This is a genomic window from Rhizobium sp. SEMIA 4085, from assembly GCF_013004495.1.
Taxonomy (GTDB): Bacteria; Pseudomonadota; Alphaproteobacteria; order Rhizobiales; family Rhizobiaceae; genus Rhizobium; species Rhizobium gallicum.
The window spans coordinates 73,890-84,588 of record NZ_JABEPH010000001.1 but is presented as its reverse complement, the minus strand read 5'-3'; the positions used below and the strand labels follow the sequence as shown (position 1 = coordinate 84,588).

At 59.1% G+C, this 10,699-nt stretch carries 7 protein-coding genes; all 7 read right to left on the bottom strand.

Features of this window, described 5'->3' with window-relative positions:
• Window positions 1-6,014: glucoamylase family protein (locus tag C9413_RS00350; protein WP_170250100.1), on the bottom strand; the 6,014-nt coding region annotated here is incomplete at its 3' end.
• Between the two features lie 459 nt (window positions 6,015-6,473).
• Entirely contained in the window at window positions 6,474-6,638 is a 165-nt protein-coding gene (locus C9413_RS00345; protein ID WP_166677503.1) for a hypothetical protein, read from the bottom strand.
• A 124-nt stretch (window positions 6,639-6,762) separates the two neighbouring features.
• Window positions 6,763-6,951, bottom strand: coding sequence for a hypothetical protein (locus tag C9413_RS00340; protein ID WP_039846480.1), 189 nt, complete (start codon window positions 6,949-6,951; stop codon window positions 6,763-6,765).
• A 136-nt stretch (window positions 6,952-7,087) separates the two neighbouring features.
• A complete protein-coding gene (locus tag C9413_RS00335) occupies window positions 7,088-7,861 on the bottom strand; it encodes an ABC transporter ATP-binding protein (RefSeq protein ID WP_039846481.1) in 774 nt (257 codons plus the stop codon).
• On the bottom strand, window positions 7,858-8,691 hold the full coding sequence (locus tag C9413_RS00330) for an ABC transporter ATP-binding protein (protein ID WP_170250099.1): 834 nt from the start codon (window positions 8,689-8,691) through the stop codon (window positions 7,858-7,860). The genes C9413_RS00335 and C9413_RS00330 overlap by 4 nt, the downstream gene beginning before the upstream one ends.
• Entirely contained in the window at window positions 8,688-9,623 is a 936-nt protein-coding gene (gene nikC / locus C9413_RS00325) for a nickel transporter permease (protein WP_039846483.1), read from the bottom strand. The genes C9413_RS00330 and nikC overlap by 4 nt, the downstream gene beginning before the upstream one ends.
• Window positions 9,620-10,687 (bottom strand): ABC transporter permease, encoded by a 1,068-nt coding sequence (locus tag C9413_RS00320; protein ID WP_170250098.1) that lies wholly within the window; start codon window positions 10,685-10,687, stop codon window positions 9,620-9,622. The genes nikC and C9413_RS00320 overlap by 4 nt, the downstream gene beginning before the upstream one ends.
• Between the last annotated feature and the right edge of the window lie 12 nt (window positions 10,688-10,699).

Genomic DNA, 10,699 nt, shown 5'->3' with positions numbered 1-10,699 from the left:
CGGTTGATCTGATCGACGACCTTGCCGTTCTTAGCATGGAAGGTGACGCGCGAAGCGGCGATCAGGGCATGATAGGTCGCCTCCTCCATCAAATCCTTCCGGACGGCAAAGATATGTTGCCGGAGGCCATCTGCCTGGCCGATGCGGCGCACGTTTTCGCACATCTGGTCCACGGCATGCTGCATGTCCTGCGCATAGGAGGATGCACGCTCGTTCATGATGACAAGATCGGCCGTCACGCCACGCGAGCGCAGATATTCCTCCGCCAGCAATGCCTCGCGAACGATATCAAGATCCATGTCGTCATCGATGCGCAGCATGAAGATCGGGAAGTCGCCGGAGATCGCAAGCGGCCACAGCGACGATTGTGACTGCATGCCGGCTCGAACTGCCGCAGCATCGGCGCGCAAGTCCATGTCCGGATAGACCAAATGCCGGCCAAGATACTGGAAGGCGGCAGCCTGCTGGGACGTCACGCCGACATGGCGCATCTGCACCTGCGTGCGTGTCCAGGCCTGAACAAGCTCGTGATTGAAGGCATCGGCGTGCCGATAGCGCTCGACAGCCTTGTCCACCTCGTCGCGGCTAGGAGCGGCGATCGTCCAGAAGATCACGCTCACTTTCTTGCCGGCCGGCACACGAACCGTGCGGCGCAACGAAAGGATCGGATCGAGCGTGAAGCCGTCGGTGCCTGAAAGCGTCGCACCAGGATCGAAGGCTGCGGCATCCGCAAGGCTACGGCCGCGGCCGAGGAATTTGCGGCGATCGGTCTCGAATTCCGTTTGCCGGGAAGGACCGGCACTGTCGACGATCAGATGGGCAATGCTCATGTTCGGCTCGCCCGGATCGCGTCTGTTGCGTTCGGCACGGATGACGTCGCCGCGCCTGCCGAATTCCGTCTTCACGAACATGCGGGCGAAAGCCGGATGCGCATTGTCCGTGTCATCCAGTGTGATCACCGGCTCCAGATAGGAGGTGACTTCGATGAAGCGGTCTTCCGATCCCATGTTGAGAAGCGTCAGCCTGCGGCCTTCCGCATCATGCTCGGTCGCAACGATGCATTCCAGTTCACTGCTGAGGTCGCCAACAACCTTGGTGAATTCCGCCTTTTCGTCGGCGAAGAGCACATTGACCTTTTCGCCCTCGACACTTTTTGGTTCGGCGGTGGCCGACCACCATTCGTTGGTCGCCGTGTCGCGCAGGAAGATGAAGCTTCCCCAGCGGTCTTCCGTCGGGTCGGCTTTCCAGCGGGTAACGGCCTGGCCGTTCCAGTGTGCGTAGCCTGCACCAGTCGCCGTCAACATCATCGAATAGTGACCGTTGGACAGGAACATGAGTTCGCGATCGCGCGAAAGCGGATCGGCGATCTTGCGAAGCTCCGGCCGCAGGAGATCTTCCTGGATGCTGGCGGGCGTATCCGATTCGTGCTTGCCGCTCATGACGGGGATGTCGCGCGGCGCCTTTTCCTGCAGCAACAGTTCGGCTGCTTCGATCACCGGATCGGAGTGGAAGAGCTCACGCAGATGCCCATTGAAAGCGACATTGGCAACCGCTGCGATCGACATGCCGTGATGGTGCGCATAGTAGTTATAAACAACAGCGCATTTCTTGCCTTCCGGCACGCGGGTCGGCGTGAAGTCGACGGCATCATGGAATCCGAATTTGCCGAGCGCACCGAGCTTGCGCAGGCGCTGCAGATTTTCGAGTGCCCCTGGCGGGTCGTATTGGCTGGCGAGGATCGAGGCATAAGGCGCGATGACGGCATTGTGGCCGAGGCCGCGCTTCAGGCCAAGCGTAGGCACGCCGAAGTTCGTGTATTGATAGTTGAGGTTATGGTCGCGAGCGTTGAAGGCCGCTTCCGAAATGCCCCACGGAATACCCAGCTTGCGTCCGTAGTTCATCTGCTCGACCACGACCAGATTGTTTGTCTGGTTGAGAATACCCCCGCCGCGCTCCTGCATGACGAGCGGCGGCATCAGATATTCGAACATCGAGCCGGACCAAGAGACGAGAGCGCCGCGCGAACCGACCGGCACGACCTGGCGGCCGAGGCGATACCAATGCTCCGTCGGCAAGTCGCCCTTTGCGATGCCGAAAAGACTGGTCAGCCGGCATTCCGACGCCAAAAGGTCGTAGCAGGCCTGGTCGAGCTCGCCGCTTTCGACGCGATAGCCGATCGAAAGAAGGCGGCGTTCCGGACGGAACAGGAAGCTGAAATCCATCGAGAAGGCGAGATCGCGGGCCTTGTCGCGAAGGGCAATCAGCCGCGGCCGCAAAGCATCGATATTTGAAAGGTCGAATGTGCTGTCGGAAATATGCGCTTCGCAAATCTTGACGAGTGCTTCGGCCCAACGGGTAAGTTCGCCGCTGAGTGCCGACTTCACTTCGTGATCGAGATTTGCCGCAAGCTTCTGGATGTCACGGGCAAGAACCGCAAGGTTGATGACGCGGATCGAGGCGAACTCGTGCTCGCGCTTAACGGCGGCGAGCGCGTTCTGGAAGCCGACGATCCGTTCTTCCAGGCGGCGGCGGAGCGGACGGACCGTCTTGCGATCGTCTGGAAGGTCGGCCAGTACTTCGCCGAGGATGCCGGCAGTGTCGCCGACGCCGTCGAGATTGCCCTGCATATGCGCCGACGGGGCCTCGGCCCAATTGCGGCAAGCCGACGAAACGGCAATAAGGTGACCGGCGAGATTGCCGCTGTCGACAGCCGAAACGTATCGCGGCCCAAGGGTCTGCAGCGTATCGGTGTGGTACCAGTTAAAGAGGTGGCCACGATACTTCTCCATCTTGTCGATGGTGCCGATCGTCTGCTCCAGCCGCTCGATCGTTTCCTCGAAGGAAAACCAGCCGAACTGGCGGCCGGAAACGACCGAGAGCAGGTACACGCCGATATTGGTCGGCGAGGTGCGGCTCGCGACGATGACGTGCGGCGTTTCCTGAATGTTATCTGGCGGCAGGTAATTCTGTTCTGCCGTGGTGAACGTATCGAAGTAACGCCAGGTGCGGCGCGCGATCTTTCTGAGCTCGCTTGAGACCGAATCGGCGACTTCCAGGCGGTCTTCGGTTTCTGCCGACTGGCTGACATACCAGGCAACGAGTGGCGACAAGGTCCACAGCAAGGCAAACGGAATACCGACGAGGAATGCGTTATCGCCGGGAAGTGCTGCAAAGCCGAGTGCGAGCAGCGCGAGCACCGGGGCGTGCCACATCGCGCCGTAGTAGGAGAGGATCGTTCCCTGCCCGCCCGCTTGGACGCTGGCAGCAGTGCGCCATTGCAGCATCAATTTATGGCTGACGAGAAGACGGTAGAGCGAGCGGCCGATCGCATCGACCATCATGCAAGCCGTATCGGCAATGAAAACGATACGAAGCGCCACCTGGGCGTTCGCAGCGCGGATATCCGACCACACGGTATAAAGATGTGCCCGTGCAACGATATCGCTGGTGCGTGGAATGATGCCGTGGATGAGCGACAGCGTCGGCGCAACGAAGAGGCAAAAGATCAGGAGGATCTGCCATACGAGTGCGCCAAGCGGGCCCATAAGATACCAGCCGAGCACGGAAGCGAAGAACCAGGCGATCGGCGTCAGCGAGCGGCGCAGGTTATCGAACATCTTCCAGCGCCCGAGAGCGGTGACGCCGTATTTTGGATTGAACATATATGGCAGAAGCTGCCAGTCGCCACGCGCCCAGCGATGCTGGCGCGAAGCCTCGACTTCGTAGCGGATCGGAAAGTCTTCGACGAGCTCGAGATCGGTAACGAGTGCGCAGCGCGCCATCGAACCTTCGAGAAGATCGTGGCTCAACACCGAATTCTCATCGATGCGGTCCCTCAGCGAAGCTTCGAAGGCATCGACATGATAAAGGCCCTTGCCGGTAAACGTGCCTTCGCCGGCGAGGTCCTGGTAGACATCGGAAACCGTGAAGACGTATGGGTCGAGGCCGCGGTTGATCGAGAAGACGCGCTGGAATACCGAAGCGTCCTTGCCGGTCGTCAGCGACGGGGTCACGCGCGGCTGCAGCACGCCATAGCCGCTTTCGACGCGGCCGGTCTTCGGGTTTATCACCGGACGGTTGATCGGATGATAGAGTTTGCCGACAAGCTTGGTCACGGCATCGCGCATCAGGCGCGTGTCGGAATCGAGCGTCATGATATACTGAACGCCAGCCGGCACAATATTGGCGCCCGGTAGATAGGTCGTGTCGCTGTCGCCGCGCAAAAGCATGTTCAGCTCGTGCAGCTTGCCGCGCTTGCGCTCCCAGCCCATCCAGACGCCCTCTGACGGGTTGTAGAGGCGGCGGCGATGCAGGAGGTAGAAGCGCGTTTTGCCGTCATAGGCGTAACGTGCCGAAAGATTGGCGATTTCACGCCGGGCGTAGTCCAGGACTTCCAGGTCGTTCGACGTCTCCTCGACATCGCTGTCGGGCCAGTCGCTCAGCAGCGCGAAATAGATTTCGCCGCGCGGATTGGCGAGATAGTGAACCTCGAGATTGCGAACCAGGTCATCGACGCTGTCGCGGTTCGAAATCAGGCATGGCACGACAAGCAGCGTGCGCGCGTCTTCCGGAATGCCTTCCTTGAACTCGTAGCCGACAAGCCGCGACGGCGTTACGAAGAAGGACAGCAAGGTATTGAAAAGACCTGTCGCGCCCTCCGATGCCGGGAGAGAGAACATGATCAGCAATACGGCGATTTCCAACGTGCCCATGCCGGCATTGGCCATGAAGCGCCCGACGATCGCCATCGCAATGATGGTAAGCAGCATGACGGGGAGCGCAATCGACAGCCAGTTGAACTTGCGGACTGTTCGAACAAAATGCTGGACCAGGGTCGGACGATAATTGGCACGTTCTTCAAGTTTGGGCCGGTGCATGCCGGCAAGAAAGCCGCCGACATTCGGCTCATGCGGTTGCGGCTCCTCAGAGGCTCTGGCTTCGCTGGTCATGTCGAGCGCCAACTGGGCGACTTCCATTTCCGTCAGCGGCGAGCGCTTGGCGAGCTTCTCGATCTGTTTGCGGTATTTGTTGCGTGATCCCGAATCGAGGATGCCGTAATCGGAATTCTCCCACAGCAGCTTGTCGACATGGCTGACCTGCTCGACCCAGACCGACCATTCCGCATCATCGATCTCGCGAAGGCTCCGGATGATGTTGCCCATCGTGACATTGCCGGAGGAGAGGCGGCTATGCTCCGCCATCGTCGCTTCTTCGGTATCACGGCCGAGCCTTTCCAAACGCTCATCGAGCCAAGCGATCGCAAGGCTAGACGCCTGCGACCCGTCGCGCATGCGATAGAGGAACTGCGTCGAGAAGGTATTGTCCTCGGCAAGCGGTTCGAGCGTCCTCAGATACTCCGCAGCCTTCGCCGGATCGTCCAAACGCACGAGTTCATCGGCCGCCTCGTTCGCACGGCGGCGTATGCGCCGGCTGCGTTCAACGCGACTGGAAATGCGACGGAGGTTTTCGACGAGAACATACCGCACAAGCGAGGGGACCGCCCAAAGCTCACCGATGCGCAACGTCTCACCCAGCTGGAAGCCATCGACAAGCGCCGTCAGACTTTCCTGTGAAACGGTGCTGTGGGTGTGAGCGACATAGAGCCAGGCGAGCACCAGCGTACGTGGTACTTGTACACCATCGACATCGATGGTCGGCAGTTCGCGATAGAAGCGCCGCGGGAAGTCGCGGCGGACCTCCTGAATTGCCTCTTCGACGATATAGTGGTTGTCGAGAAGCCATTCGGCGGCAGGCGTGATCGTCTCGCCCGCTTCCACGTCGGCCGCGGTCGTGCGGTAAACGCGCAGGATTTCCTTCTCGTTCTCCTTGTGTCGTGCAAAAAAGTCGAAGGCAGTAAAAGCCGGCAGCGAATCGACGCCTTTGCGGGCGATCGATTCACCCATCGCCTTGATGTCTTCAATCGACAGGTAGGTCGAGCGAACCGAGTCGTTGTGATCGATGTGCTTGACTTCGGCTTCGCGTGACGGGTTTGGAGACGGAATGGAAATGGTCATGGGTTCGGTTCTGGGTCCAAACTAAGGTTATGGTAATTTTGCCTAGCCTTTTGCACCGGCAATTATGACTGCGACATGAACGGCCAACGGGCTTTCCAGGAAGATGCGAAAGCCACAGATTTCCGATACGAAACGGTTTAGGCCTGATTTATGGCACGATTCTGCTGGTCAGAGCTGCATTTTGCCTCCACCCCTGAAGAACCATCCGGGAAAGTTGGACACCCTCCCGATAATTCAAGTCAAGGGGCACGGAATTGCCCGGCTTTGCTTACCTCAATTTTGGCAGTTCTTCGCTATTCAAAATAAAAATCCGGCACCCATCGGGCACCGGATTTCAAACATATGGGACCGCTGTTGTTGTCGACCGAAAATTCCCGGTTCACGCAGAAGACTGTCCCAGCCGGCGATTTGAGAAGTAAATTCGTAAGGTGCCGGCAACATACCGGCACGACAGCTCGATCAGCCGATAACGCCGCAGACCAAGGCTGCAACGAATGCGAACGCCGCGGTAAATAGCGTGGCATTTAGCGCAAAATGAAGCTTCTGGCGCATTGAAGCCGGCTTCTTGGTCGGTACGGAACCATAATAGTTCGCTTGAGTATGCGAAATACCCAGGTCTGCCATGTGTTGCCTCCGTCTCTTATTATTGGCGCGGCGGTCTGCCGGCACTGATATTCCTATATACTCTATAAGCTAGGTAGAGATAAATTTCCTTCCAGATCGTGAGGGATAGAAAATCTGACCCGGCTCAGCAAAGAGTGCGCCATGCCCATATCAACGAACGCTCGATTGCGTTTTCTTCTCTTTGGGCACCCGAGGAAGCCTCGATCAATCGGCGATCTTTTTCAGCGGGAATGGAAACGCTTGTCTGCTCGCGCCGTTCGACCTTGGCCGGAGGATCGAGATATCCCATGGTCATTCCGCCGAGAAAGAACATACCGCACCTCCACGATCACGAAAGCTAACACTCGTTAACAGGATCATGACAGATGAAAATCGGCTGTCAATAGTCTAGTCGAATAGTCGTCTTTTAACGGCTTCTTAACCTTGAATGACCGGTGCCCGAAAGGATTTCAAATATTTGAAAAATCTGCAGTTCTGGCTTTGACGAAGCCTTTGCTCGCAATCATCAAATTTCTCGTGTAATCCTCATGAACGTCCCCACTGGCCAATTGGCCGGAGGTCAGCCGTTCGACGACGGCGCCGTTGCGCATCACGGCAAGCCTTTCACACATATGGGTAACGACACCAAGGTCGTGGCTCACCATGACAAAGGTCAGTTTGCGGTCACGCCTGATCTGTTCCAGCAGATTGAGCACCTCCGCCTGCACGGAAGCGTCGAGCGCCGACGTCGGTTCATCGAGCAGAAGGATCGACGGCTCGACGATCAGGGCGCGCGCAATCGCCACACGCTGCCGCTGGCCGCCGGAAAGCTGGTGCGGATAGCGGAAGCGGAAGCCGTTTCCAAGGCCGACCTCGTCCAATGCCCGCGCGATGCGCTTCTCGCTGTCGGCAATCCCGTGAATTGCCAATGGCTCGAGCAGCAGGCGGTCGATCGTCTGCCGTGGGTGCAGCGAGCCATAAGGGTCCTGGAACACCATCTGGACATTTCGATAGAAAGCCTTGCTGCGTTTTGCACCCTGCAGCAGCTGATCATGAACGCGAATTGCGCCACCCTTGACGGGCGCAAGCCCCGCTACCGCACGAAGCAGCGTCGACTTGCCGGAACCGGATTCCCCAACCAGCCCGAAGGAGCCGCCGGATGCGACCGCGATGCTGACGTCTTGAAGCGCATGAAAATCGTCATAGACGACGCTAAGATTTTCGACCGAGAGCGCCGCACTCATGCAGCCCACTCCGGCCTGCGGTCGAGTACTGGCAGCGGATGGCGATCTTCTCCGATTTGCGGCATGCAGTTCAAAAGTCCCTGCGTATAGGGATGCTGTGCATTCTTGAGGTCAGAAGCCCTAAGCTCTTCAACGATCTTACCGGCATACATCACGATGACGCGGTCGCAGAACGAGGAAACAAGACGCAGATCATGCGACACGAAGATAAGCCCCATGCCGCGCTCGGAAACTAGCTTGTCCAGGATCTTCAACACGTCGAGCTGCACGGTGACGTCGAGCGCCGAGGTGGGCTCGTCAGCGATCAGCAGTTCCGGCCCGGCAATCAGCATCATGGCGATCATTGCACGTTGACCCATGCCGCCTGAGACCTCATGGGGGTAGAGATCGAAGACACGTTTCGGATCGCGAATCTGCACGGCCTCAAGCATGGCAAGCGCCCGTTCGGTCGCCTCGGCCTTGCTGACCTTCTCGTGCGTTCTCAGCGTCTCGCAGATCTGCCGGCCGATCGACATCACCGGATCACGCGCATATTTGGGTTCCTGCCACCCCATGGCGATCCGCTTGCCGCGCAGGAGCCGCCGTTCTTTCGCTGAAGCCTGGAGCAGATCGATGCCGTTGAAGTCGAGCTTGTCGGCCGTGACGATGCCGTGCTTCGGCGTGAGCCCCATGATCGCGCGGCCGGTCTGCGACTTGCCGGATCCAGACTCCCCGACGATGCCGAGGCGTTCCCTGTCGAGTGTGAAGGAAACGCCGCGAACAGCTTCGATCAAGCCGGTGCGCGTCGGGTAGCTGACCTTGAGATTGTCGACCGTCAACAAGGCCGTCATTGGCCGCTCTCCTTGGGATCGAGCGCATCGCGCAGGCCGTCGCCAAGCAGGTTGAAACCGAGGCTGACGATGAGGATCGCAATTCCAGGCATGGCCGCGACCCACCATTGATCGAGAATGAAACGGCGACCCGAGGCGATCATCGCACCCCATTCCGGCAGTGGCGGCTGCGCGCCGAGACCGAGAAATCCGAGACCGGCAGCCGTCAGGATGATACCCGCCATGTCGAGCGTTACGCGAACGATCAGCGACGAGAGGCAGAGCGGCATGACATGGCGGATGATGATGCGGACCGGCGATGCACCCATCAGCTTGACCGCCGAGATGTAATCGGAGCGCCGCACCGTCAGCGTTTCCGCCCGCGCAATGCGGGCGTAAGGAGGCCAGGACGTGATTGCAATCGCGATGATTGCGTTTTCGATGCCCGGCCCGAGTGCCGCGACAAAAGCAAGCGCCAGCACCAGCTTCGGGAACGCCAGGAAGATATCGGTGATACGCATCAGCACTGCATCCACCCATCCGCCGGCATAGCCGGAGACAGTGCCGACAATCAGTCCAATCGGCGCCGAGATGACCGCAACCAGCACGACGACGAAGAGCGTCAGCCGCGACCCGTAGATCAGGCGCGAAAGGATATCGCGACCCTGGTCGTCGGTGCCGAGCAGATACTCGCCGGTACCTGGCGGCAGAAGTCGCGCATTCTTTAGATCGCCGACCACTGGCGAATGCGTGGCCAAGAGATCAGCGAAGGCGGCAACGAAGAGCAGCGCGACAATGATAATGAGACCAAGGACGGCAAGCTTGTTCGCACTGAACTGCCGCCAGGTCACATAGGCGCGCCCGAGACGGGCCTGCACGCGTGATTGCGGGCGATCGGAAAGCAGCCACTCGCGGCGGCTCATCGGCGCTGGCTGGCTGGCTGGAACCGTCATCGGCTTCGCGTCCTTGGATCGAGCGTCCGGTAGAGAAGATCGGACAGGAGGTTGATGCCGATGAACACCGTGCCGATGACGATCGTGCCGCCGAGGACAGCGTTCATATCGGCATTTTGCAAGGAGTTGGTGATGTAGAGGCCAATACCTGGCCAGGAGAACACCGTCTCCGTCAGAACCGAGCCTTCGAGAAGCCCGGCGTAGGAGAGCGCAATCACCGTCACAAGTGGGACCGCGGCATTGCGCAATGCGTGGCCCCAAATTACCCGGGTTTCCGAAAGCCCCTTGGCGCGCGCAGCCACGATATATTCCTGACTGAGCTCGTTCAGCATGAAGCTGCGCGTCATCCGGCTGATATAGGCGAGCGAGAAATAGCCGAGCAGCGATCCCGGCAAGATAATGTGCCGGAAGACATCGTAGAAGACGTCCCACTGCCCCTGCCAGAGGCTGTCGATCAGATAAAAGCCGGTAATCGGTGTGAATGTATATTCAAAGACGATATCGATGCGCCCCGGGAAGGCCACCCAGCGCAGTTGCGCATAGAATACGACGAGCGAGATCAGGGCCAGCCAGAAGATCGGCACGGAATAGCCGACAAGCCCGACGACACGCACAATCTGGTCGGCAAGGCTGCCGCGCCGAACGGCCGCAAGCACGCCAAGCGGAATGCCGATCAGGGCGCCAATAATGGTGCCGAGGGTCGCAAGCTCGATCGTTGCCGGAAAGACGCGGCGGATATCGGTCATCACCGGATTGGTGGTCAGCACCGAATTGCCGAAATCACCGGAAAGGACACCTTTGATATAGATGAAGAATTGCTGATAGAGCGGCAGATTGAAGCCGAGCTCTTCACGCACGCGCTCCACGACATGCGTCGGCGCGCGGTCGCCAAGGATCGCAAGAACCGGATCGATCGGCACGACACGGCCGATGAAAAAGGTAACGGCCAGAAGTCCAAGATAGGTCGTCACGGCAGCGGTCAGGAAACGTCCGATTGCTTTCGCGAGGGGAACGGCACGACCCTTGGCGGGCCGCGCCTCCATTTTTGGTTCGATAATGCTCAACGAACGAATCCT

What these genes read in the sequence shown, in the direction of transcription:
- C9413_RS00330 (WP_170250099.1), bottom strand. Translation starts at nt 8,691, where the DNA reads ATGACGGCCTTGTTGACGGTCGACAATCTCAAGGTCAGCTACCCGACG.
- C9413_RS00345 (WP_166677503.1), bottom strand. Translation starts at nt 6,638, where the DNA reads ATGGCAGACCTGGGTATTTCGCATACTCAAGCGAACTATTATGGTTCC.
- nikC (WP_039846483.1), bottom strand. Translation starts at nt 9,623, where the DNA reads ATGACGGTTCCAGCCAGCCAGCCAGCGCCGATGAGCCGCCGCGAGTGG.
- C9413_RS00340 (WP_039846480.1), bottom strand. Translation starts at nt 6,951, where the DNA reads ATGTTCTTTCTCGGCGGAATGACCATGGGATATCTCGATCCTCCGGCC.
- C9413_RS00335 (WP_039846481.1), bottom strand. Translation starts at nt 7,861, where the DNA reads ATGAGTGCGGCGCTCTCGGTCGAAAATCTTAGCGTCGTCTATGACGAT.